Below are 23,148 nucleotides of genomic sequence, written 5' to 3' on the forward strand. Positions count from 1 at the left end.
CTGACGGCATCAGCGCCACATGCCCAGCTGCTCCTGCATCTCCACCAGCAGCAGGTCCAGGGTCTGGGGGGGCAGGGGCCTCCCGCCGCGACTGGCCGTCAGGCTCACCCGGCTCTGCTCACCCTCACCGGAGACCTCCACCAGCACCCGGTAGCCGGGCCAGCGGGAGAATACCGCCTCGAGGCGGCCCAGCTCGGCGTCGGCGTGGCGCACCACATAGCCGTTGGCCATCAGCACCTGGGCCGACGCCCGCAGCGTCGCCTCCGGGGCATAGGCGAAGTCCAGCTCCCGAGGGGGCTCCTGCACCGCAGGCGCCGCACAGCCGGTCAGCAGCAGAGCCAGCAGCGACATGGCAAGCCAGCGACTCATGGCCGACCTCCGGCCTCGATGGCATCGCGCAGCCGCTGACAGAAGTCGGCGCTGCTGGCGCTGCGCGCCTCGGCGAGCTCGCCGCGCCAGTCGATCACCTGGATATCGCGGCTGATCCGCACCTCGCCGTCACCGGCCAGCAGCGAGACGCGCTCCAGCTGGGTGGCATCCCGGGTCAGGCTGCCCACGCCGCCGAAGCCGATCATCACGCCGCTGCTCACCCCGCCGCGGCCACCGCCGATGCCGATGCCGCCGAACATCCCGCCCCTGTCCCAGCGATCATGGCGGTCGCCGTAGCCCGGCAGGATGCGAGTGCGCTCGGCGCTCACCAGGCCCAGGGCCAGGTCGGTATGGCGGATCAGGAAGCCCTCGGCCTCCAGCGCATCCACGGAGGCACGCAACAGCGCCCTGGGCTCCTGGTCACCGAGCGGCCAGGTGCACGCCGCCGCGGGCCGGGGCTCCGCCACCGGCAGCGTGGAGGGGGTGGTCTGGCAACCGGCCAGCAGCAGCGCTGCGAGGCCGCCGACCAGGGCCTTGCCCCTCACCTTGTTCCATACGGGGGGCCACAGCCTGAGGCGCATGGTCTCTCTCCTGTGGGTGCACTGGCGTGCAGTGTACGCAGACGACCCGCCGCTGGGAACGCCGCTGCTTCAGCTCGTCGCACCTCGGCGCTAAGCTGGGGGCAACCCCCTGCCGCGAGCCTTCCATGAAGATTCTCATCTGCCCGGATAGTTTCAAGGACGCCCTTCCCGCCGCCGCCGCCGCTTGCGCCATCGCCTGCGGCATTCGCCGCCTGGGAGACGGCCTCCAGCTCATCGAGTGCCCTCTGGCCGACGGCGGCGAAGGCAGCCTGGACGCCCTGCTGGCCGCCACCGGCGCCGAACGCCGCAGCATCACCGTACAGGACGCCCTGGGCCGCCCCACTCGCGCCGACTGGGGCTGGCTGCCCAAGCGGCGCATCGCCTTCGTGGAGCTGGCCGAGGCCAGCGGCATCCAGGCCCTGGCCCCGGAGGAGCGCACCGCCCTGCACAGCACGACCCATGGCGTGGGCGAGCTGATCCGCGCGGCGCTGGACGCCGGCGCCGAGCGGCTGCTGCTGACCCTGGGCGGCAGCGCCACCAATGACGGCGGCGCCGGCATGCTGGTGGCCCTGGGCGCCCGGCTGCGTGACGGCGCCGGCCGCGACCTGCCCCCCGGCGGGGCGGCACTGGTCGAGCTGGCCGAGCTCGACCTCTCGGGGCTGGACCCGCGACTGTCCCATCTTCGGGTGGAGGCCGCCGTGGACGTGGACAATCCCCTGCTGGGGGAGCGCGGCGCCAGCGCGGTGTTCGGCCCCCAGAAGGGCGCCGGCCCCGAGGATGTCCGACGACTGGACGCCGCCCTGGCACGCTACGCCGACGTCAGCGCCGCCGCCCTGGGCCAGGACCATCGCGACCTTCCCGGCGCGGGCGCCGCCGGCGGCATGGGCTTTGCTGCTCGGGCCTTCCTGGGCGCCGAGCTCACTCCCGGCATCGAGCTGATCATGGCTCAGGCGGGCTTCGAGGCGCTGCTGGCCAATGCCGACCTGGTGATCACCGGCGAAGGACAGCTGGACGGCCAGAGCCTGGCCGGCAAGACGCCGATCGGGGTCGCGCGGGCGGCCCGCGCCCAGGGCGTACCCGTGGCGGTGCTGGCCGGCCGCCTGGCGCCGGGCTGGCAGGCGGCCTACGAGGAAGGCATCACCGCCGCCTTCGCCCTGGCCGACGGCCCCATGCCACTGGAGGAGGCGCTTGCGCGCTGCGCCGAGCTGCTCGCCGACAGAGCCGAGAGCACGGTGCGACTCTTCACCGCGGGCAAGCCCTGACCCAGCTCACTTGAAATCCGCCTCGCTCACCTGCATCTCATCAAAATCGGCTATGGTGGTCATGTTCACCAGTGACTCCACCGAAGTATGGGCGCCGGAGTACACTTTTCCCATCGCGATCAAGGAGGTATCCGCATGAGCAACACCAATACCATCGGCCTGCACGAAGGCAGCGCCAGCCAGCTGGCCGAGAAGCTCAACGAGCTGCTGGCCAACTACCAGATCTTCTACATGAACGTGCGCGGCTACCACTGGAACGTGAAGGGCCCGCAGTTCTTCGAGCTGCACGCCAAGTTCGAGGAGCTCTACACCGACCTGCTGACCAAGGTGGACGAGGTGGCCGAGCGCATCCTGACCCTGGGCCATCAGCCGGTGCACGCCTACAGCGACTACGTGACCATGTCACGCATCGCCGAGGAGAAGAATGTCACCGACGGCGAGGCCTGCGTGCGCGGCACCCTGCAGGGTTTCCAGACCCTGATCGAACTGCAGCGCGAGCTGCTCTCGCTGGCCTCCGACGCCGACGACGAGGGCACCGCCGCCCAGGCCGGGGACTATATCCGCGAGCAGGAGAAGACCGTCTGGATGCTCAACGCCTATCTCGGCTGAGCCACCGCAGCAGCCGGCACCGCGTGACACCGCCTTCGGGCGGTGTCGCCGTTTTCGGTCACCCCGCCGCGAATATGAAGAGATTGGGCAACCCCCGCCGGGCGAGCGGCCGCCCATGAACACGGCGATATACTGCCTCCATGGGCACTGGAACGAGCCCCACCTTGGCCCGACATGGAGGAGAGACCATGAACCGACTATTGCTGGCTACCCTGATGGCCGCCCTGGCACTGGCCATGAGCCTGCCCGCCATGGCAGACCGCCACCGCCACGGCGGCTATCACCCCCAGGTGCACCACCACTACCACCATCATGACCGCCGCGCCGACCGCGGCCGGCATCACTACCAGAAGCGCCACAAGGCCCCCAAGCGGGCCAAGCATCGCCACCGCACGCCGAGCCGCGTCGTGGAACACCACTACTACGCCTCGCCGCCCCGCTATCGCGAGCCCCGCCGGGACCATCGCCGCCACCATCGCGGCAGCACCGACATCCCGCTGGTGACCGTGGGCGGCTACCCGGCGGTGCGTATCCAGGTCAATCACTGACCCTTCATGCCTCCCTGCGGGCCAGGTCCCCGACCAGGGCCCGCAGCAGGCCCCAGAACTCCGCCACCGAGGCGATCTCGACACGCTCGTCGGGGGAGTGGGCGCCGCGGATCAGCGGGCCGAAGGAGACCATCTCCAGGTGCGGGTACTTGCCGCCGAGGATGCCGCACTCGAGACCCGCGTGGATCACCTTGACCGCCGGGTCACTGCCCAGCCGCTCGCGGTGCAGGCGACAGAAGCGCCCCAGCAGCTCGCTGTCCGGCTGGGGCGTCCAGCCCGGGTAGGCGTTCTCCACCCGCACCCGGGCGCCGATCAGCTCGAAAAGCGCCTTGAAGCGCTCGGCCAGGTCGGCGGTGGCGCTGTCGCGCAGGGAGCGCACCAGGGCACAGAGGTAGAAACGGCCCGCCTCCAGGTTGACCACCCCGAGGTTGTTGGAGGTCTCCACCACCCCAGGGACCTCGCTGCTCATGCGCTCCACCCCGCAGGGCGCGGCGTGCAGCGCCGCCACCAGCAGGTGGCTCGCCTGGGCGGTAAGCGCCTCCTCGGCGGCCTGCTCCGACGGCTCGAGCGCCAGCGTCAGGCCCTCGTCGACCCCGGCCAGCTCGGCGCGCAGCTCCGCCTCCAGGGCCGCCACCCGCGCCAACGCCGCCTCGCGCTGGTCGACGGGCAGGGCCAGCACGGCGAAGGCCTCCCGGGGCAGGGCGTTACGCAGGGTACCGCCATGATAGTCCACTAGGCGCACCTCGCAGCCCTCCAGGGCGCGCAGCACCCGCACCAGCAGGCGGTTGGCGCTGCCCAGTCCCTTGTGGATATCCATGCCCGAATGACCGCCCTTCAGTCCGGTCAGAGCGAGCCGCATCACGACCTCCTCCTCGGCGACAGGAGCGGTAGGCAGCTGGGCCTCCACCACCACATCGGCCCCGCCGGCGCAGCCGATATAGACCTCGCCGCGGTCCTCGGAGTCCAGGTTGAGCAGCAACTGTCCCGCAAGCCACCCCTCGGCCAGATTCAGGGCCCCGCCCATGGAGGTCTCCTCCTCCAGGGTGAAGAGCGCCTCCAACGGGCCGTGGGTCAGGGTGTCATCCTCGAGGATGGCCAGCGCCGCGGCCACACCCAGGCCGTTGTCGGCGCCCAGGGTGGTGTCGGTGCCACGCAGCCAGCCGTCGTCGCCGATGCGGGTGCGGATCGGGTCCCGGGTGAAGTCGTGGCTGGAGCCGGCATTGGCCTGGGGCACCATGTCCAGGTGGGCCTGGAGGATCACCCCGGGGGCGCCCTCGCACCCCGGCGTGGCCGGCTTGCACAGGCGCAGGTTACCGAAGGCGTCACGGTCGTGGGTGAGCCCCTGTTCGTCGGCCCACTGCTCGAGAATCGCCACCAGCGCCGCCTCGTGCCCGGAGGGGCGCGGCGTGTTGCAAAGGGTGCGGAAGTGACGCCACAGTGGCTGCGGCTCGAGCCGTTCGAGATGTTCGTTCATGAGATGTCTGCTCCACGATAACCGGCCTACCTTACTCAGCCCATGCTGGCAGGGGAAGTGGCAGCAAGCAGCGCCGCCACGGCCTGGCGCAGCCGGGCGGTGACCTCCCGGCGCCCGGAGACGCCGAGCCGGGCGGCCAGCCGCTCGGCGCTCGCGCCCTGGAACCCCCAGGCCACCAGCAGGCAGAGCGAGGCATCGCTTGCCGGCACGCCGCGGGCCAGAGCGTGGCGCACCAGCGCCTGCAGTGCCGGACGGGCCAGGGCCGGCTCTCGCTGCGCGAAGGCCACATCCTCGGCGTCGCGGCGGTCATCGGCGCCCGGCGCCGAGCCCGCCCCTTCCGCCAGCAGGGCGGCAGCAACCTCAGGTTCCAGCTCGCACAGCTCGAAGGCCAAGAGCCCCGGCAGGGCTCGCTGGAAGCGTGCGGCGAGCCCTGCCACCAGCGCCTCGCCCCGCTCGGTCAGCGGGCGCGCCACCATCACCGCATGCTCTCCGGTGGCGGTCTCCCGGGTCAGCCCCAGGCGCAGGGTGACAAATCCCAGGGAGCGCCAGAAGGCGAGCAGCCCGGGTTCGGCGCCGAAGCTCGAGCCCAGCAGGTCGATGCCCTCCCGGCCAGACCGCTCCGCCTCCGCCTCGATCAGCCGCCAGCCAAGCCCGGCGCGTCGTTGGGGCTCCGCCACGGCGATACGCACCACGCGACGCAGCCTGGCCGTCAGCGCCTCCCGGCTGCCGGCGTGGGCGGCCAACGACTGGGCCATCAGGTGCCCGCGGGGGCGGCGCTCGCCGCGGGCCACCCGTTCGGCCAGCTCGGCATCGAAGCCCCCCTCGTCGCCGGTGAGCACCACGCCCAGCGGGGAGCGGTCGGCCATCAGCGCCCCGATGCCGGCGCCGGGGCCATCCAGCAAGCGGCGCAGGTCCGAAGGCGTGGTGCGGTAGTGGGCCTGCACCAGCAGGCCGAAGAGCGAGCGCAGCAGGGGTTCATCTTCCGCCAGCTCGGCGGGCGTCACCCGCTGCCAGACCGCCTCAGCCTCCGGCGCCGGCGCCACCGGCTCGGCGTCCAGCAGCAGCAGCCGGTTGATCAGCCTCTCCAGGGGATCATCCGCCGCCCAGCGGATCGGTTCGCCCAGATGCACGCCCTGCCAGCCGGGCGCCTCCCGCGTAAGCCGCGGTAGAAAGCGCACCGCGAAGCCGCGCCCGGAGCCCTCATAGCCGTGCAGCGTGGTGGCGAAGGCGATGCGCGGGAAGGCTCCCAGCCACTCGCCGAGCAGGGCGGCAGGGATCGCCGCCGCCTCGTCCACCAGCAGCCGGGCGCCGGCACCGCCGACCTCGCCCAGGCGAGCCCGGCGGGTGAGCTCATCAGGCGCCACGAAGCGCACCCGCCGCTCTGCCAGGCAGAACTGGGTGCCCTGGCGCTGCCCTTCGGGGCAGAGCGCCGCCAGGCGCTCGAACAGGCTCTCCACCGCCGAGGGGCGCGGGGCGGTGACCAGCACCTCGCGCTCGCCGGCGGCCAGCAGGCGGGCACAGGCGATGCCCAGGGCCGCGCTCTTGCCGCGACCGCGGTCGGCGGTAATAACCAACGGGCGCCGCCGACGCTGCCCCACCAGCCGCGCCACCGCCTCGGCCTGGTCGGCGGTCAGGCAGTCGGGATCCCCAGCGGGGGCCAGCACCGCCGGGGCCGCCTCGCACAGGGGCGGCAGGAGAGGTGCCTCCCCCGCCCGCCAGCGGATCACCTCGGGGGCATCGCCCAGCAGGCGCGCCAGGCGTGCCAGGTAGCGGGCACTGAGCCGCTCCGGCAGGAACGGATGCTCGGCCAGGCGGGCGTAGTCGGCGTCGGGCCGTGCGCCCCAGTCCGGCGGGGTCATCAGCACCAGCAGCCCGCCGGCGCGCAGGGTGCCGGCCAGGGCACCGAAGGCGTCGGGGTCGAAGCCGGCCCCCTCGGACACCGCATCCACCACCAGCAGGTCCTGCTCGCCGCCCAGGCGAGTGCGAGCCCTGCCCGGTGCCAGGCGCTCCCCGTCGGCTAGCCCCGGCGGCGCCTCGGGGGCCACCCAGAGCGGAGCTCGCCAGCCCCCGGCCTGCCACAGCGCCAGGGCAGCGGCGCGGCAGGCCGGGGCCTCGCCGGTCAGCCATATCAGGCCGCGCCAGCGCCGACGCGCCAGCGCGCCGGCCCGGTCCAAGAGCGCTGCTACCCGCTCCCTCAGGAGAGGCTCACCCCCAGCGGCTTTACCCATGCACTCCTCCCGACAGCATCTACGACCATGGTCGCAATGCTCGCCTCATTCAACGCTGCCGGCCTCATCTCCGGCACCCCAGAAAGCTCTTAACACACTGATAAAAAATGATAATTAGCACTCCCCAGACCATCGCCCCCGCCGTATTGGCCCCCCAGGAGGCGTCTCCAGCAGGCTATCGATTATGACAGTGGCAGCGTGCTAGCTTGGCTAGGCTGCCACGCCTGCACGACCGGTCAACTGCCGAACGCAGGCGCCGCCGCCCCACCAAGGTGACACAACAGGGGGTGGCCCGGCACTCGCAACGTCTTCTCGACCAACACCAATAACCCGCACAGGGAGCACCACATGAAGAAGATGACCCAGTTCGCCCTCACCGGCCTGGCCGCCGGCGTGGCCCTGGCCGCCCTCTCCACCACCGCCCAGGCCCAGGAACGCTGGACCATGACCTCCACCTGGCCAGACAGCATCGACCTGATCGAGGTCGACCGCCATTGGGTGAATCTCGTCAACAAGATCGCCGGCGACGAGCTGCAGATCGAATTCCGCGCCGGCGGCACCCTGATGCCCGGCACCGAGGTGTTCGACGCCACCGAAACCGGCAGCATCGAGGCCGCTGGCGACTGGCCAGGCTACTGGGCCGGCCGCAACCCGGCCTTCTCGCCGCTGGCGACCACCACCATGCTCTTCAACGGCGTGGACTACCTGAACTGGATCCAGCAGTGGGGCGGCTTCGAGATCTATCAGGAGATCTACGGTCAGTACGACATGGTCTACCTGCCCTACGGCATCACCAACAACGAATCCGGCTTCATGGGCCGCACCCCCATCGAGAGCCTGGCCGACCTGGACGGCAAGCGTCTGCGCCTCTCCGGCCGCGACCAGGGTCGCGTGCTCGAGCAGCTCGGCGGCTCCCAGGTCAACCTGGCCGGGGGCGAGATCTACCAGGCGGTGGAGCGCGGCGTGGTCGACGCCGCCGAGTTCTCTACGCCGGGCGTGGACTACAACGCCGGCTTCGCCGAGGTGGTCGAATACTGGTCGGTGCCCGGCTGGCACCAGTCCGCCAGCGTCTTCGGCGTGATGATCAACAAGGACGCCTGGGACGCCCTCTCCGAGGAGACCCAGGAGAAGCTGAAGATCGCCGCCGACGCCACCATGGCCTGGTCGCTGGCCTGGTCCGAGCGCGGCTCCACCGAGGGCACCGAGAACTTCATCGAGGCCGGCGTGACCATCAACCAGCTCTCCGAGGAGGAGCTGGATCGCATCCAGGAGATCACCAACGAGGTGATCGTGCGCGGCGCCTGTGAGCACCCGGACCACGCAAAGGTCTACCACTCCATGATCAGCTACCTGGAGCACTACGCGACCTGGCGTGATATCTCCGCGCCCTTCAACATGAGCCGCGTCATGGACAACCTGCCGTCCCTGGAAGAGATCGAAGCCTGCCTGTAAGGCCCCTGCCCGCCGCCCCGGCCACGCCCGGGGCGGCCTGCGTCCCGACTGCGGAGACCGATTCATGAATGCGATTGCCAAGGCGATCGATACGCTCAACGAGGTGCTTGGGCGACTCATCGCGCCGCTGATCGCCGTCATCACCCTGGTGGTGCTCTACGATATCGCCCTGCGTTTCTTCACCGGGCGGCCCAGCGACTGGGCCTTCGACATCACCAAGATGCTGTTCGGCGCCCACTTCATGCTGATGGCCGCCTACGGCCTGCGCCATCACGCCCACGTCGAGGTCGACGTGCTCAAGCGCCTGCTCTCGCGCAAGAAGCAGGCCGTCGTCGAGATCCTCGGCTACCTGATCTTCTTCGTGCCCTTCATCTATATGCTGCTGACGCTCGGCTGGAGCTTCTTCATGCGTTCCTACAGCCGTCTGGAGACCACCTACGGGGTGGTGTCGATTCCGGTCTACCCGATCAAGGGCGTCATCGTGGTGGCGGCCTTCCTGATCGGCCTGCAGGCCATTGCCATCGTCATCCGTGCCATCCAGCAGCTGCGGGAGGAGAGCGCATGAACCTGAGTCCCGAACTGCTCACCCTGGTGATGTTCGGCGGGCTGCTGATCGGCCTGTTCATGGGCCACCCGCTGGCCTTCGTGCTGGGCGGCGTCGCCGTCATCGGCGCCTACCTGGGCCCCGGCGAGCGCGTGCTCGGCACCATCATCAACAACATCTACGGCAACGCCATGGACAACTATGTCCTGGTGGCCATTCCCCTCTTCGTGCTGATGGCGCGCTTCCTCAACGACTCCGGGGTCACCGAGAAGATGTTCGCGGTGATGCGCCTGCTGCTGGCCAACCTGCGCGGCGGCCTGGCGCTCACCGTGGTCATCGTCTCGGTACTGCTGGCCGCCACCACCGGCATCGTCGGCGCCTCCATCGCGGTGATGGGCATGATCGCGCTGGCCCCGATGCTCAAGCACGGCTACAACAAGGAGCTCAGCACCGGGGTGATCATGGCCAGCGGCTGCCTGGGCATCCTGATCCCGCCGAGCATCATGCTGATCCTGATGGCCAGCTACTCGCCGGTCTCGGTGGGCGCGCTGTTCGCCGGCGCCCTGGTGCCGGGCGTGATGCTGGGCGCCATGTATGCCCTCTACGTACTGGTGATCTGCTTCGTCAAGCCGAGCTATGGCCCCCCGGTGCCCCCCGCGGAGCGCGCCGAGGTCTCCACCGGGCAGCTGCTGGTGATGCTGGCCAAGTACGTGCTGCCCCCCATGGCGCTGATCCTCGGCGTGCTGGGGGCATTGTTCACCGGTATCGCCACCGCCACCGAGGCCTCGGCCATCGGCGTCGGTATCGCCTTCCTGCTGTTCCTGATCTTCGGTGACCGCAAGCCCAGCACCTGCTTCAAGACACTGCTGGAGTCCGGCAAGACCACCACCATGGTGATGCTGGTGCTGGTGGGGGCCACCGCCTTCACCGGGGTCTTCTCCCGGGGCGGCGGCATGACGGTGATCAGCGACCTGGTGCTGGCGATGCCCGGCGGCACCGTGGGCGCGATGATCTTCATGCTGTTCCTGGTGTTCCTGCTGGGCATGTTCCTGGACTGGACCGGCATCGTGCTGCTGAGCTTCCCGATCATGCTGCCGATCGTCCAGCAGCTGGGCGTCGACGTGCTGTGGTTCGTGGTGATGGTGGCAGTGGTGCTGCAGACCTCCTTCCTGACGCCGCCGTTCGGCTATGCGCTCTTCTACATGAAGGGGGTCTCGCCCAAGGGGGTGGAGATCGTCGATCTCTACAAGGCGGTGCTGCCCTTCGTGGCGCTGATCGTGCTCGCCTGCGTGCTGATGGCCTTCTTCCCGGTGCTGATCACCGGCCTGCCCTCGGCGCTGCTCGGCTATTGAGGCCGCTCACTGCCGTCGATAAGGGTGCCCGCCGTGCCATGCACGGCGGGCACCCTTCGTTGCAGGGAACGAGCCGGCAGAAAGAAGTGTTGACGCATGTCATGAAAACCCTTTTGCGTATCATTATCATTTGCAGCAGACAAGAATTTTGCTATCGTGCCGATAGACCAAGACTGGCAGTGGAACCTTAACCGCCGCAGAGCGGATCCAAAATCGCCAACGACAGGATCATCCAGACATGCAGAAGTCTCTGTTCGCCTCCGCCGCCGTTGCCGCCACACTGCTGGCCGCGCCCCTGGCATCCGCCGCCGACCTGACCCTCTACTCCGGCCGCGGCGAGTCCATGGTCGAACCGATCATCTCCCAGTTCGAGAAGAACACCGGCATCAGCGTCGCCGTGCGCTACGGCGACACCGCCCAGCTGGCGGTGCTGCTGCAGGAGGAGGGCAGCCGCTCTCCCGCCGACCTCTACTGGGGCCAGGACGCCGGCGCCATGGGGGCCCTGAGCAAGGCCGGCCTGCTGGCCGCGCTGCCCGAGGACATCTACGAAGGCCTGCCCGGCATCTATACCAGCGAAACCGGCAACTGGGTCGCCGCCAGCGGCCGCGCCCGGGTAGTCGCCTACTCCCCGGAGCGGACCAGCGAGGATGAGCTGCCCGAGAGCGTCTTCGACCTCACCGACGAGCGCTTTGAGGGCCGCGTGGGCTGGGCGCCCACCAACGGCTCTTTCCAGTCCTTTATCACCGCCATGCGCGTGGAGCACGGTGACGAGCGCACCCTCGAATGGCTCGAGGGCATGAAGGACAACGGCGCCGTGACCTTCCGCAACAACACCACCCAGGTCCAGGGCATCGCCGACGGTGAAGTGGACTTCGCCCTGGTCAACAGCTACTACCTGCCCCGCTTCCTGGGCTCCGACGCCGAGTTCCCGGTGGAACAGGCCTTCTTCGCCGACGGCGACATCGGCAACCTGGTGAACGTGGCCGGCATCGCGGTGCTGGAGAGCAGCAGCAACCAGGAGGCCGCCGTGGAGTTCGTGCGCTTCCTGCTCTCCCCCGCCGCCCAGCAGTACTTCACCGGCAACGTCTATGAGTACCCGGTCACCCGCGACGTGATTCAGAACCCGGTGCTCGAGGACTTCGACCGCCTGCTGGAGGTCTCCCCGCAGATCGACCTGGACGACCTCGAGGACCTCGAGGGCACCCTCAACCTGCTGCGCGAGGCCGGCCTGCTGTAAGCCCTGCCGCGACCTGCCGCCCATGAGCGGCAGGTCCTGACTGACGAGACATCATGAACCAGACGCACCCGACCACTTCGCCGCGCCGCGCACCGGGCTTTCCCCGGCTGCTGCCGCGCGGCGTTCCGCTGCATATCCTGCTGCCCTCGCTGATCGCGGCAGGGGCCATGCTGGTGCCTCTGGTCTATCTGGGACTGCGGGCCTTCGAGGCCGACAGCGCCACCCTGGTCGACCTGGTCTTCCGCCCCCGCAACCTGCAGCTGCTGATCAACACCCTGGCCCTGGCCGCCGGGGTGGTGGCGCTGACCACCCTGATGGCCTTTCCGCTGGCCTGGCTGGTCACCCGCACCGATATCCGCTTCAAGAGGACCCTGACCGTGCTGGGGGTGATGCCTCTGGCGGTGCCCGGCTATGTGATGGCCTATGCGCTGATCGGGCTGGGCGGCAACTACGGAGTGCTGGCCCAGCTGACCGGCTTCCAGCTGCCACGCCTCCAGGGCTACTGGGGCGCCACCCTGGCCCTGGCCCTCTATACCTTCCCCTACCTGTTTCTGAACCTGCGCGCTGCCCTGGGCGGCCTGGACGGCAACCTCGAGGAGAGCGCGCGGAGCCTGGGCTACTCCCGCGGCGAGATCTTCCGCCGGGTGACCCTGCCCCACCTGATGCCGGCGCTGATGGCCGGCTGGCTGGTGATCACCCTCTACGTGCTGGGCGACTTCGGCGCCGTGGCGCTGATGCGCTACGAGGCCTTCAGCTACGCCATCTACACCCAGTACTCCGGCGCCTTCGACCGCGTCTACGCCGCCTGGCTGGCGCTGATGCTGCTGGCGCTGGCCACCTGCTTCGTGATGCTCGACAGCCTGGTGGTGAAGCGCAAGCTGGCGCGCATCGGCACCGGCGTGGCCCGCCCGCTGACGCCCCAGCCGCTCGGCCGGGCACGCTTCCTGGCCTGGCCCTACCTGGTGGCGCTGTTTACCGCCTCCATCGGCCTGCCGGTGATGATCCTGGCCTACTGGCTGCTGCTGGCACCGCCTGACCTCAGCTTCTTCGCCAGGGTGCCCGGCACCCTGCTGCGCTCCGCCGGCGCGGCCCTGCCGGCGGCCCTGCTGGCTGCGGCCTTTGCCCTGCCCATCGCCTTCCTGACAGTGCGCTACCGTTCACCCTTTGCCACCCTGGTGGAGCGCTCCGCCTATATCGGCTATGCGATTCCGCCGCTGGCCCTGGCGCTGGCCATGGTGTTCTTCTCCCTGCGTACCGCGCCCTTCCTCTACCAGACCCTGGCGATGCTGATCATCGCCTGGGCCATGGCCTCCCTGGCGCTGGCGCTGGGCCCGATCCGCAGCGCCCTGCTGCAGACCCGGCCGAGCATGGAGGAGGCCGCCCACTCCCTGGGCCACGGCCCCATCAGCACCTTCACCCACGTGATCTTCCCGCGCCTGCGCCGCGGCATCCTGGCCGGCGTGGTGCTGGTCTTCGTGCTGTGCATGAAGGAGCTGCCGATCACCTTCCTGCTGGCCCCCACCGGCTACACGACCCTGGCCGTGACCGTCTTCACTCGTACCTCGGAAGGCATGCTGGCCGAAGCGGCTCCCTTTGCCGCCGCCATCGTGGTGTTCTCCAGCCTGTCCGTGGGCCTCTTGCTCACCAAGGAGGGCAAATGATGTCCAACCTCAACCTCAAGGCCGCCCCCCAGGGCGTGCCGACCCGACTGCCGGAACCCCTGCTCTCGGTGGGCGGGCTGCACAAGCGCTATCGCCACCAGGATCCGCTGGCGGTGGAGGACGTGAGCTTCTCCCTGGACAACGGCGAGATCCTCGCCCTGCTCGGGCCCAGCGGCTGCGGCAAGACCACTACCCTGCGCATGATCGCCGGCTTCGAGCGCCCCGATGCGGGCGAGATCATGCTGCGCGGCCAGGACGTCACCCGCCTGCCGCCCCAGCAGCGCCGCATCGGCATCGTCTTCCAGGACTACGCCCTCTTCCCGCACATGAGCCTGGGCGAGAACGTCGCCTTCGCCATGCGCCATGTGCCCAAGGCCAAGCGCGCGGCCCGCGCCCGGGAGTGGCTCGACCTGGTGGGGCTGGCGGACCTTGCCGCCCGCATGCCCGATCAGCTCTCCGGCGGCCAGCAGCAGCGCGTGGCCCTGGCCCGCACGCTCGCCGCTGAGCCCGAGCTGGTGCTGCTCGACGAGCCCTTCTCCAACCTGGACGCCGCCCTGCGCGAGTCGACCCGCAAGGAGGTGCGCCGCCTCTTCAAGGCCGCCGGCACCTCGGTGATCCTGGTCACCCATGACCAGGCAGAGGCGCTCTCCTTCGCCGACAAGGTGGGGGTGATGCACTATGGCCAGCTGATCCAGGTGGACCGCCCCGAGCGTATCTATCAGGCACCGGCCACCTCCTTCGTGGCGGAGTTCCTGGGCCACACCAACCTGCTGGAGGGCGAGGCCGACGGCGAGATCGCCCGCACCGCCCTCGGCCCGGTGGCCATCGACAGCCACCGCCGCGGCCCGGTACGCCTCTCGCTGCGCCCGGAATACCTCTCCCTCTCCTCGGCCCCCGAGGGCCAGGGCGCCACCATCGTGGAGCGCGAGTTCCGCGGCCACGACTGCTTCTACCTGCTGGAGCAGCACGGCCAGCAGTTCTGCGCCATCACCCCCAGCCACAGCCTGTGGAAGGTGGGCGAGCAGGTCAGCCTGGAGCCCCAGCGCACCGCCACGGTGCTCAGGGACTAGCCAGCGGCACCTACCGCGCAAACAGGAACGCCACCGCAGCTGCGGTGGCGTTCCTGTTTCGGCTTTCAGCCAGTAGACAGGACGGTGGCGTTCTTACTATGGATTCCACTCAGTAGATAGGAAAAGGAGAGATTTGTGTTATGAGGGAGAGTCAGTGGGCCTCGTCCCAGTTCGCCCCACTCTCCGCCTCGACGATCAGCGGCACGCTGAGCTCGGCGGCGCCCTGCATGCGCTCCTTCACCTGCTCGATGAAGGCCTCCACCTGGGCTTCCGCCACCTCGAAGACCAGTTCGTCGTGGACCTGCATCACCATCCAGGCGTCCATCTCGCCGGCCTGCAGCCAGGCGTCGACGTCGATCATGGCCCGCTTGATGATGTCCGCCGCGGTGCCCTGCATGGGGGCATTGATCGCCGTGCGCTCGGCCCCCTGGCGGCGGGCGCGGTTCTGGGAGTGGATCTCCGGCAGGTAGAGACGCCGGCCGAACACCGTCTCGACGAAGCCATCCTCGGCGGCCTGGGCGCGGATGCGCTCCATGTAGCGGGCCACCCCGGGGTAGCGGTCGAAGTAGCGCTCGATCCAGGTCTGGGCCTGGTTGCGCTCGATATGCAGCTGGCGGCCCAGGCCCCAGGCGCTCATGCCGTAGATCAGCCCGAAGTTGATCGCCTTGGCGCTGCGCCGCTGGTCAGGGGACACCTTCTCCAGGGGCACGCCGAACACCTCCGCCGCGGTAGCGGCGTGGATGTCCTGTCTCTCGGCGAAGGCGTCGAGCAGCCCCCTGTCCTCGGAGAGGTGCGCCATGATGCGCAGCTCGATCTGGGAGTAGTCGGCGGCGACGATGCGGTAGCCCGGCCGGGCAATAAAGGCCTGGCGGATCTTGCGCCCCTCCTCGGTGCGGATCGGGATGTTCTGCAGGTTGGGATCGGAGGAGGAGAGGCGTCCTGTGGCGGTGACCGCCTGGTGGTAGCTGGTGTGCAGCCTGCCGGTGGCCTTGTTGACCAGCCGCGGCAGCTTGTCGGTGTAGGTGGACTTGAGCTTGGCGAGCCCCCGGTGCTCCATGATCACCTTGGGCAGGGGGTAGTCCAGCGCCAGCTCCTCGAGCACGGCCTCCGCGGTGGAGGGGGCCCCCTTGGGGGTCTTCTTGAGCACCGGAATGCCCTGCTCCTCGAAGAGGATCTGGCCGAGCTGCTTGGGGGAGCCCAGGTTGAACTCGCGCCCGGCAAGCTCATGGGCGCGGGCCTCCAGCTCGCCGATCCTTACCTCCAGCTCCCGGCTCTGGTCGTGGAGGCGAGCCGGGTCCAGGGCCACGCCGGTGCGCTCCATGCGCGACAGCACCGGCACCAGGGGCAGCTCGATCTCTTCCAGCACCTCGACCAGGCGCCCCTCCTTGGCCAACCGCGGGCGCAGCTCGCCGTGCAGGCGCAGGGTGATGTCGACGTCCTCACAGGCGTAGGGGGCCGCCTGCTCGAGTGCGATCTGGTTGAAGGTGAGCCGCTTGGCCCCCTTGCCGGCGATCTCCTCGAAGGAGACGGTCTTCTCGCCCAGGTACTTGAGCGCCAGGGAGTCCATGTCGTGGCGGGTGGCGGTGGAGTCCAGCACATAGGACTCCAGCATGGTGTCCTCCAGGGGGCCGGCCACCGCGATGCCGTGGCTCGCCAGCACCGAGATGTCGTACTTGAGGTTCTGGCCGATCTTGGTCTTGTCGGCATCCTCCAGCAGCGGCTTGAGGGCAGCCAGCACGGTGTCGCGGTCGAGCTGATCGGGAGCGTCCAGGTAGTCGTGGGCGAGCGGGATATAGGCCGCCTCCCCCGGCTCGAGGGAAAGCCCCACGCCGACGATCCGGGCCTCCATGTAGTCGAGGCTGGTGGTCTCCAGATCGAAGCAGAAGGCCTCGGCCGCCTGAAGGCGTTCGAGCCAGGCATCCAGCGCCTCCTGGTCGAGGATCACCTGGTCCTCGCGGGGAGGGCTGCCGGCGCCTGGTGCCTCCTCGACGGCCTCCGTGGCCGCACTGCCCCCGGCCACGTCATCCACCCCTTCGTCCCTGCCCTCCAGGAGTTCGGCAAGCCAGGCCTTGAACTCGAACTCGCGGTAGAGCTCGAGGAGCGCCTCGCGATCCGGGTGAGCGATATCGAGGTCGTCGAGGCCCACCGGCAGCTCGCAGTCGGTCTTGATGGTGGCCAGCCGATAGGAGAGAAACGCCTGGTCGCGATGCGCCTCGAGCTTCTTCGGCAGCGTCTTGGCACCGCGGAACTCCAGCGTCTTGACCCGCTCCAGATCGGCGTAGATCGCCTCGAGGCCGCCCCCCATGCCCTGCAGCAGGCCAAGCGCCGTCTTCTCCCCGACGCCGGGCACACCGGGAATGTTATCCACCTTGTCGCCCATCAGCGCCAGGAAGTCGATGATCAGCTCGGGCGGCAGCCCGAACTTCCCCTTCACGCCCTCGACGTCCAGGGTCTCGTCCTTCATGGTGTTGACTAGGGTGATGTGCTCGTTGACCAGCTGGGCCATGTCCTTGTCGCCGGTGGAGATCACGGCGTCACGCCCCGCCTCGGTGGCCTGGCGGGCCAGGGTGCCGATGACGTCGTCGGCCTCCACCCCCTCGATGCAGAGCAGCGGCAGGCCCAGCGCCTTCACGCAGGCGTGCAGCGGCGCCACCTGGGAGCGCAGGTCGTCGGGCATGGGGGGCCGGTGGGACTTGTACTCCTCGAAAAGCTCGTCGCGGAAGGTCTTGCCCGGCGCGTCGAAGACCACCGCCATGGGGCTGTCCGGATAGTCCTTGATCAGCCGCTTGAGCATGTTGAGCACACCCTTGATGGCCCCGGTAGGCTGGCCCTTGGAGGTGGTCAGCGGCGGGAGGGCATGGAAGGCGCGGTAGAGATAGGAGGAACCGTCGACGAGTACGATGGGAGTATCGGCCATGGGGGCATCCATTGGGTCTGGGCACCCGGAAGGTGCGGGGAAGCGTGATTCTGGTCATCCATGATACGCATTGCCGACGGGTTTTGCCGCGGCAGTGGGCAAGGAGCGGCCCGCCGCCTTACACTGCGGATATCCCCATCGACCCTGCCATAGGCAGCCTGGAGGCCATCATGCCACGCCGCACCCTGACCGCCCTGCTGCTGGGGCTTGCCCTGGTCGCCACTGGCCCCGCCCTGGCCCAGTCCTCCGCCGACCTGGAACCGGATATCACCATCCGCCAGGAGGAGGATCGCACCATCCGCGAGTACCGCATCAACGGCGAGCTCTATGCCATCGAGATCCGCCCCTCCCGTGGCCCCGCCTACTACCTGGTCGACCACGACGGCGACGGCAACTTCGAGCGCCAGGAAGGCGACCGTATCGCCGTGCCCCAGTGGATCCTGCGGACCTTCTGAGCCAGCACCCCGGGCCCTCGATCCTCATCAATCGCCCTGCCCCGAATCCGGACGCGTGCATCGCACTGTCAAGTCGCTACAATAGGCGGCTTGGCATTCCCGGGTGAGAGACACATGGCCGTATTCACACCGCTTACCGAGACCCAGGTCGCGGACTTTCTGGCACGCTTCGACGCTGGCTCGCTGGTCTCCCTGGAAGGGGTGCCCGCCGGCACCGAGAACAGCACCTTCTTCGTCACCACCGACCAGCGCGCCCTGGTGCTGACGCTGTTCGAGCAGGGCGAGTTCGGCGAGCTGCCCTTCTTCGTCGACCTGCTCGACTACCTCGAGGAGCACCGCCTGCCGGTGCCCGGGCCGCTGCACGACCGTGAAGGCGTGGCGCTGCACCGCCTGGCGGGCAAGCCGGCGCTGCTCTTCCCGCGCCTGCCGGGCCGGCACCCCAGGGATCCCAACCTGGCCCAGTGTCGCGCCCTGGGCGACGCCCTGGGCCATATGCACAAGGTCTCGAAGCACTTCCCCGGACACCGCCCCAACCCCCGGGATATCAACTGGCTGCTGCCGATGCACCACAAGGTGCTGGTCTACCTCTCACCGCAGGACCAGACCCTGATGAAGGACGAGGTGGAGATCTACCAGGAGGTCTTCGGCGGCAGCCTCGAGCTGCCCCAGGGCACCCTGCACGGCGACCTCTTCCGCGACAACACCCTCTACGAGGGTGACCGGCTCGGCGGTATCATCGACTTCTACAACGGCTGCACCGGTGATCTGCTGTTCGACCTGGCCATCGTCATCAACGACTGGGCCACCGAACCCGACGGCCGCCTGAACGCCGAGCGCCACGACGCCATCCTCACCGCCTACCAGGCGCGCCGCCCCCTGACCGACACCGAGCGCCAGGTATGGCCGATGATGCTGCGCATGACCGCCCTGCGCTACTGGCTCTCGCGGCTTCTGGTGGTCTACGTGGACCCGCCGGCCCACGACCTCACGCCCCATGATCCCGAGCAGTTCCGCACCATTCTCAGGGCACGCCTCGAACACGGCGCCCTACCCCTTCCGGAGGTGAATGCATGAGTCTCTCCATGGCCAGTGCCGGCAGCCCCGCCAAGCGCGCGCGGCGCATCTGGAACATCGACCAGTGGGGCAGCGGCTACTACGACGTGGACGACTCCGGGCACGCCCTGGTGCGCCCCCTGGGCAGCGAGATCGAGGGCCCCGCCCTGCCGCTGGACGACCTGGTGGCCGACCTCAAGCGTGCCGGCCTGCGCCTGCCGGTGCTGGTGCGCTTCATCGACATTCTCCACGACCGGGTCGAGCAGCTCTGCGCCGCCTTCGACACCGCCATGGCGGAAGAGGAGTTCGGCGGCGGCTATACGGCGGTCTACCCCATCAAGGTCAACCAGCAGCGCCGCGTGGTGGAGGAGATCCTGGCCACCCCCGAGCGCGGCCGCGACCGGGTGGGCCTGGAGGCCGGCAGCAAGCCGGAGCTGCTCGCCGTGCTGGCGCTCTCCGGCGACGGCCCCTCGCTGATCGTCTGCAACGGCTACAAGGACCGCGAGTACGTGCGCCTGGCGCTGATGGGCGAGAAGCTCGGCCACCGGGTCTACCTGGTGGTGGAGAAGCTCTCGGAGCTGCCGCTGATCCTCGAGGAGGCCGCCGAGCTCGGCGTCAAGCCGCGCATCGGCCTGCGCGCCCGCCTGGCCAGCGTGGGCCGCGGGCGCTGGCAGAACACCGGCGGCGAGAAGTCCAAGTTCGGCCTCACCGCCAGCCAGATCCTGGCCGTGGTGGAGCAGCTGCGCGAGGCCGACGCCCTGGGCAGCCTGCAGCTGGTGCACTTTCACCTGGGCTCCCAGATCGCCAATATCCGCGATATCCAGCGCGGCCTGCGCGAGTGCGCCCGCTTCTACCAGAGCCTGGTGGAGCTGGGGGCGCCGGTGGATACCGTGGACGTGGGCGGCGGCCTGGGGGTCGACTACGAGGGCACCCGTTCGCGCAGCTTCTGTTCGGCCAACTACTCCATGCTCGAGTATGCCCGCAACGTGGTCTACGCCTTCCGCCTGGCCTGTCGGGAGCAGGACCTGCCGGAGCCCCACCTGATCAGCGAGTCCGGCCGGGCCCTGACCGCCCACCATGCGGTGTTGATCACCAACGTGATCGGCGAGGAGCGAGTCAGCGACGCCGCCCCTGAGCGGCGGGTCGAGGGCGACCCCCAGGTGGACGAGCTGTGGCGTGTCCACGAGCTGCTGGGCAACTCCCCCGACCAGCGCGGCCTGGTGGAGGCGTGGCACGACCTGGTGCAGGCCATGGGCGACCTCCATGAGCGCTTCGTGATGGGACTCACCAACATCACCGCCCGAGCCGAGGGCGAGGCGGTCTACTTCGCCGCTTGCGCTCGGCTGCGCGCGCGCCTGGACACCCGCAACCGGGTCCATCGGGAGATCGATGACGAGCTGGCCGAGAAGCTCGCCGACAAGCTGTTCGTCAACTTCTCGCTGTTCCAGTCGGTACCCGACGTCTGGGGCATCCAGCAGATCTTCCCGGTGCTGCCCCTGACCGGCCTCGACCAGGAGCCGGTACGCCGCGGGGTGATCCAGGACATCACCTGCGACAGTGACGGACGCATCGACGGCTACGTGGACGGCCAGGGGGTGGAGACCACCCTCCCGCTGCCGGAGTGGCAGGAGGGCGACGAGCAGCTGCTGGGCTTCTTCCTGGTGGGCGCCTACCAGGAGATCCTCGGCGACCTGCACAACCTCTTCGGTGACACCGACTCGGTGGATGCAATGCTCGACGAGCAGGGCAACTGGACCTTCAGCCATATCCAGCAGGGCGACCGGGTGGCCGACGTGCTGAGCTACGTCAACTTCGATGCCGAGGTGCTGCGCAACAACCTGGCCGAGCAGCTGGCCGCCAGCGGCCTGGAGGAAGCCGAACAGCAGCGCTTCCTCGACGACCTTTCGGAGGGGCTCTCCGGCTACACCTATCTGGAGTAGCCTGCCCGGCATCCTGAACGCAAGACGCCCCGCTTGATGCGGGGCGTCTTGCATTCGGGACCTGCGCGCTACTCCACCACGCGGGTGGTGACCTCCAGGCCGCCGGTCAGGGTAAAGTGCAGCTCGGCACCGCGGGGCAGCGGCCCCACTCCCGCCGGCGTGCCGGTCAGCACCACGTCCCCCGGCTGCAGGGTGAAGTGGCGGCTCATCTCCGCCACCAGGGTCGGCACCGGAAAGAGCATGTCGGCGCCCTCGCCGCGCTGGCGCGGCTCACCGTCGATCTCCAGGGCAAAGGAGAGCGCGCTCCAGTTGGGCACCTGGGAGAGCGGCAGGAAGACCGACAGCGGGCAGGCGCCATCGAAGGCCTTGGCTGTCTCCCAGGGGTAGCCCTTCTCCTTGAGGCGGGTCTGGAGGTCCCGCAGGGTCAGGTCAAGCCCCAGGCCGATGCCCACGATGGCACGCTCGGCCTCATCCGCGGTGGCGTGGGAGAGTTCCTCGCCGATCAGCAGTGCCAGCTCGGTCTCGTAGTGCACCTCGCCCCGGGAGAAAGGCGCATCGATGGGCTCCTCCAGCGGCACGGCACAGGTGGCCGGCTTGATGAAGAGCAGCGGCTCGCTGGGCACCGGGTTGTCGAGCTCCCTGGCATGATCGGCATAGTTGCGGCCAATGCAGACTATCTTGCCGAGCGCGTGGGGAAACTCCTGGCCATCGGTAAAACGTGGAACAAAGCGCATGGCGGGTCTTCTCCTTCTCGTTTTGCGTGCCGCATCTCGGCGACAAGCCACACAGTCTACCGCACCGTGCGCCCCGTACCACCTCCGGCGGCCGGGCAGATTGCCTCAGCCCGCCGGCGCCCAGGCCTCGTCAGGCTCATGGGCCAGGAACTCCGGGCGCCGCCGACGCGCCGCGAAGGGCGCCACGCAGCGGTTGTCACGCCGGTTGTAGACGAAGAAGACGTTGCTGCGCGGATCCGGGGACATGTTGGCATTGGAGCCGTGCAGCACGTTGCAGTCGAACAGCAGCAGGCCGCCGGCGGCCCCGGTGGGCGCCTCGATGCCGTGGCGCTCCACCAGGGCACTGAGCGCCTCTCGGCTCGGCACGCCGAGCTCCTGCTGCTTCAGCGACTGGCGATGGTTGCCATCCGGCGTCTCGCCCAGGCAGGGCACGAAGACCCGGTGGGAACCGGGAATCAGCATCAGGGGGCCGTTGAAGTGGTGGTTGTCGGTGAGCACGATGGAGGCGCTCACCGCATGCATGGCGGGCATGCCGTCCTCGGCGTGCCAGGTCTCGAAGTCGGAGTGCCAGTTGAAGCCCTTGCCCTCGAAGCCGGGCTTGTAGTTGATGCGCGACTGGTGCACATAGGGCTCGCCGCCGAGGATCTGACGGGCACGCCCCACCAGCCGCGCATCCCGGGCCAGCTTACCGAGCCGCTCGGAGAGGCAGTGGACCGCGAAGAGCGAGCGAATCTCGCTGCCCGAGGGTTCGGTAATGGCGAAGTCACGCCCCCGGAAGTCATCGCGCTCCAGCAGCGCGGCAAGCTCCTGGCGCAGCTCGTCGAGCTCCTCTCCGCTGATGAAGTCGGGCTCGAAGAGAAAGCCCTTGCGATCGAACTCGTCGAGCTGCGCCTGGCTCAGGGGACCGTCGTCGGCGCCCCCCTTGACCACCGCCTCGCGGCGGCTGAGCCAGGGCATGTCCAGGGGCTCGCTCAGACGAGTAGGATAGGGGTCCTGGCCGGGGCGAGGCGCGCTCCGGACCCGGCTCTGGGGGTCGGGCGAGTCGACAACGGCCTGATGGGAAACGGTTTCATGCAGCATACGGTCAGACGTCTTGACTGACATCCAATCACCTCCTGTGTGTCCGTGATCAGTTTCAGCAAGCATTCCGACGGCGAGACAGCCGCGGGCGACCCCAGGCAAGGAGCCGCGAAAGTCATATCGGGATGGGCCTGGCACTTTTCAAGGCTCGCCGACTGCCGTCCGGCAAGCACAAGACAAGCACAAAAAACCGCCTCGAGGGCGGCTGAAATATCGCTGTATCATACTGTTTGCAATGGTGCCGGCACCAGGAGTCGAACCCGGGACCTACTGATTACAAGTCAGTTGCTCTACCAACTGAGCTATGCCGGCAAAGGCACGACCTGCAACACAGCACAATCTTCTTCAGCGAGAAAGACCGTGAACTCGAGTCCACGGCCTTTCAGAATCAAGGTTGGCGATGGCTGGGGTACCAGGATTCGAACCTGGGAATGCCGATACCAAAAACCGGTGCCTTACCACTTGGCGATACCCCAGCAGTGTGGTGGCCAGAGAGGGAATCGAACCCCCGACACGGGGATTTTCAATCCCCTGCTCTACCAACTGAGCTATCTGGCCGCTGCCAACGGTGCGTATTAAACC

The 23,148-nt window shown here is 68.8% G+C and carries 19 protein-coding genes and 3 tRNA genes; 12 read left to right on the plus strand and 10 right to left on the minus strand.

Translation table 11 applies throughout. From position 1 onward, the window contains the following. Positions 1-9 precede the first annotated feature (9 nt). Both ACRYRV_RS06860 and ACRYRV_RS06865 read right to left on the minus strand, forming a co-directional pair. Positions 10-369: a hypothetical protein gene (locus ACRYRV_RS06860; protein ID WP_253448173.1), complete on the minus strand. Its 360-nt coding sequence runs from the start codon at positions 367-369 to the stop codon at positions 10-12. Further along, a complete protein-coding gene (locus ACRYRV_RS06865) occupies positions 366-950 on the minus strand; it encodes a hypothetical protein (RefSeq protein ID WP_253448171.1) in 585 nt (194 codons plus the stop codon). Before ACRYRV_RS06865 ends, ACRYRV_RS06860 begins: the two co-directional genes overlap by 4 nt. A 125-nt stretch (positions 951-1,075) precedes the next feature. Between ACRYRV_RS06865 and ACRYRV_RS06870 the strand changes: the two genes are divergently transcribed. From ACRYRV_RS06870 to ACRYRV_RS06880, 3 genes are all read left to right on the plus strand, one after another. Further along, positions 1,076-2,212, plus strand: coding sequence for a glycerate kinase (locus tag ACRYRV_RS06870; RefSeq protein WP_444985562.1), 1,137 nt, complete (start codon positions 1,076-1,078; stop codon positions 2,210-2,212). Positions 2,213-2,347: 135 nt separating this feature from the next. Beyond that, positions 2,348-2,821 carry a Dps family protein gene (locus tag ACRYRV_RS06875; protein ID WP_253448165.1) on the plus strand — a complete coding sequence of 158 codons (474 nt, stop codon included), beginning with the start codon at positions 2,348-2,350 and terminating at the stop codon, positions 2,819-2,821. Between the two features lie 188 nt (positions 2,822-3,009). Continuing rightward, entirely contained in the window at positions 3,010-3,369 is a 360-nt protein-coding gene (locus tag ACRYRV_RS06880) for a hypothetical protein (protein WP_309636831.1), read from the plus strand. A gap of 4 nt (positions 3,370-3,373) precedes the next feature. Here ACRYRV_RS06880 and ACRYRV_RS06885 read toward each other — a convergent pair whose 3' ends face one another. Further along, positions 3,374-4,843 (minus strand): aminoacyl-histidine dipeptidase, encoded by a 1,470-nt coding sequence (locus tag ACRYRV_RS06885; RefSeq protein ID WP_444985561.1) that lies wholly within the window; start codon positions 4,841-4,843, stop codon positions 3,374-3,376. Positions 4,844-4,878: 35 nt separating this feature from the next. Then, positions 4,879-7,071, minus strand: coding sequence for a tRNA(Met) cytidine acetyltransferase TmcA (locus tag ACRYRV_RS06890; RefSeq protein ID WP_444985560.1), 2,193 nt, complete (start codon positions 7,069-7,071; stop codon positions 4,879-4,881). A 348-nt stretch (positions 7,072-7,419) separates the two neighbouring features. Between ACRYRV_RS06890 and dctP the strand changes: the two genes are divergently transcribed. The 6 genes from dctP to ACRYRV_RS06920 all read left to right on the plus strand — a co-directional run bounded on the left by dctP (position 7,420) and on the right by ACRYRV_RS06920 (position 14,387). Beyond that, entirely contained in the window at positions 7,420-8,523 is a 1,104-nt protein-coding gene (gene dctP / locus ACRYRV_RS06895) for a TRAP transporter substrate-binding protein DctP (protein ID WP_444985559.1), read from the plus strand. A 64-nt stretch (positions 8,524-8,587) separates the two neighbouring features. Next, entirely contained in the window at positions 8,588-9,088 is a 501-nt protein-coding gene (locus ACRYRV_RS06900; protein ID WP_444985558.1) for a TRAP transporter small permease subunit, read from the plus strand. Continuing rightward, complete coding sequence (locus ACRYRV_RS06905) at positions 9,085-10,419, plus strand: TRAP transporter large permease (RefSeq protein ID WP_444985557.1); 1,335 nt, start codon at positions 9,085-9,087, stop codon at positions 10,417-10,419. Before ACRYRV_RS06900 ends, ACRYRV_RS06905 begins: the two co-directional genes overlap by 4 nt. A 238-nt stretch (positions 10,420-10,657) precedes the next feature. After that, the gene (locus ACRYRV_RS06910; RefSeq protein ID WP_253448146.1) at positions 10,658-11,656 is read left to right on the plus strand and encodes an iron ABC transporter substrate-binding protein; all 999 of its coding nucleotides are present in this window, start codon (positions 10,658-10,660) and stop codon (positions 11,654-11,656) included. A 53-nt stretch (positions 11,657-11,709) separates the two neighbouring features. Then, a complete protein-coding gene (locus tag ACRYRV_RS06915) occupies positions 11,710-13,317 on the plus strand; it encodes an ABC transporter permease (protein ID WP_253448143.1) in 1,608 nt (535 codons plus the stop codon). After that, positions 13,317-14,387 carry an ABC transporter ATP-binding protein gene (locus ACRYRV_RS06920; RefSeq protein WP_253448140.1) on the plus strand — a complete coding sequence of 357 codons (1,071 nt, stop codon included), beginning with the start codon at positions 13,317-13,319 and terminating at the stop codon, positions 14,385-14,387. The genes ACRYRV_RS06915 and ACRYRV_RS06920 overlap by 1 nt, the downstream gene beginning before the upstream one ends. 151 nt (positions 14,388-14,538) lie before the next feature. Here ACRYRV_RS06920 and polA read toward each other — a convergent pair whose 3' ends face one another. Further along, positions 14,539-17,304, minus strand: a complete 2,766-nt coding sequence (gene polA, locus ACRYRV_RS06925; protein ID WP_253448137.1) for a DNA polymerase I — start codon at positions 17,302-17,304, stop codon at positions 14,539-14,541. Between the two features lie 170 nt (positions 17,305-17,474). On the opposite strand from polA, the gene ACRYRV_RS06930 reads away from it, so the two are divergent. The 3 genes from ACRYRV_RS06930 to speA all read left to right on the plus strand — a co-directional run bounded on the left by ACRYRV_RS06930 (position 17,475) and on the right by speA (position 20,752). Then, positions 17,475-17,759 carry a DUF2782 domain-containing protein gene (locus ACRYRV_RS06930; protein ID WP_253448134.1) on the plus strand — a complete coding sequence of 95 codons (285 nt, stop codon included), beginning with the start codon at positions 17,475-17,477 and terminating at the stop codon, positions 17,757-17,759. Between the two features lie 114 nt (positions 17,760-17,873). After that, the gene (locus ACRYRV_RS06935; RefSeq protein ID WP_444985555.1) at positions 17,874-18,833 is read left to right on the plus strand and encodes a homoserine kinase; all 960 of its coding nucleotides are present in this window, start codon (positions 17,874-17,876) and stop codon (positions 18,831-18,833) included. 8 nt (positions 18,834-18,841) lie between these two features. Continuing rightward, entirely contained in the window at positions 18,842-20,752 is a 1,911-nt protein-coding gene (gene speA, locus ACRYRV_RS06940) for a biosynthetic arginine decarboxylase (protein ID WP_374711058.1), read from the plus strand. 68 nt (positions 20,753-20,820) lie between these two features. Here the strand turns inward: speA and ACRYRV_RS06945 are convergent, their stop codons facing one another. The 5 genes from ACRYRV_RS06945 to ACRYRV_RS06965 form a co-directional block, all read right to left on the minus strand. Then, positions 20,821-21,486, minus strand: coding sequence for a fumarylacetoacetate hydrolase family protein (locus tag ACRYRV_RS06945; RefSeq protein WP_309636825.1), 666 nt, complete (start codon positions 21,484-21,486; stop codon positions 20,821-20,823). A 105-nt stretch (positions 21,487-21,591) separates the two neighbouring features. Continuing rightward, positions 21,592-22,590 (minus strand): ectoine hydroxylase, encoded by a 999-nt coding sequence (gene thpD, locus ACRYRV_RS06950; protein WP_309636824.1) that lies wholly within the window; start codon positions 22,588-22,590, stop codon positions 21,592-21,594. A gap of 212 nt (positions 22,591-22,802) precedes the next feature. Next, a tRNA-Thr gene (locus ACRYRV_RS06955) sits at positions 22,803-22,878 on the minus strand. An 89-nt stretch (positions 22,879-22,967) separates the two neighbouring features. Next, positions 22,968-23,042: transfer RNA gene (locus ACRYRV_RS06960), tRNA-Gln, on the minus strand. A 6-nt stretch (positions 23,043-23,048) separates the two neighbouring features. Continuing rightward, positions 23,049-23,124 (minus strand) — tRNA-Phe (locus ACRYRV_RS06965). Positions 23,125-23,148 lie beyond the last annotated feature (24 nt).

The organism is Halomonas mongoliensis (assembly GCF_052496345.1).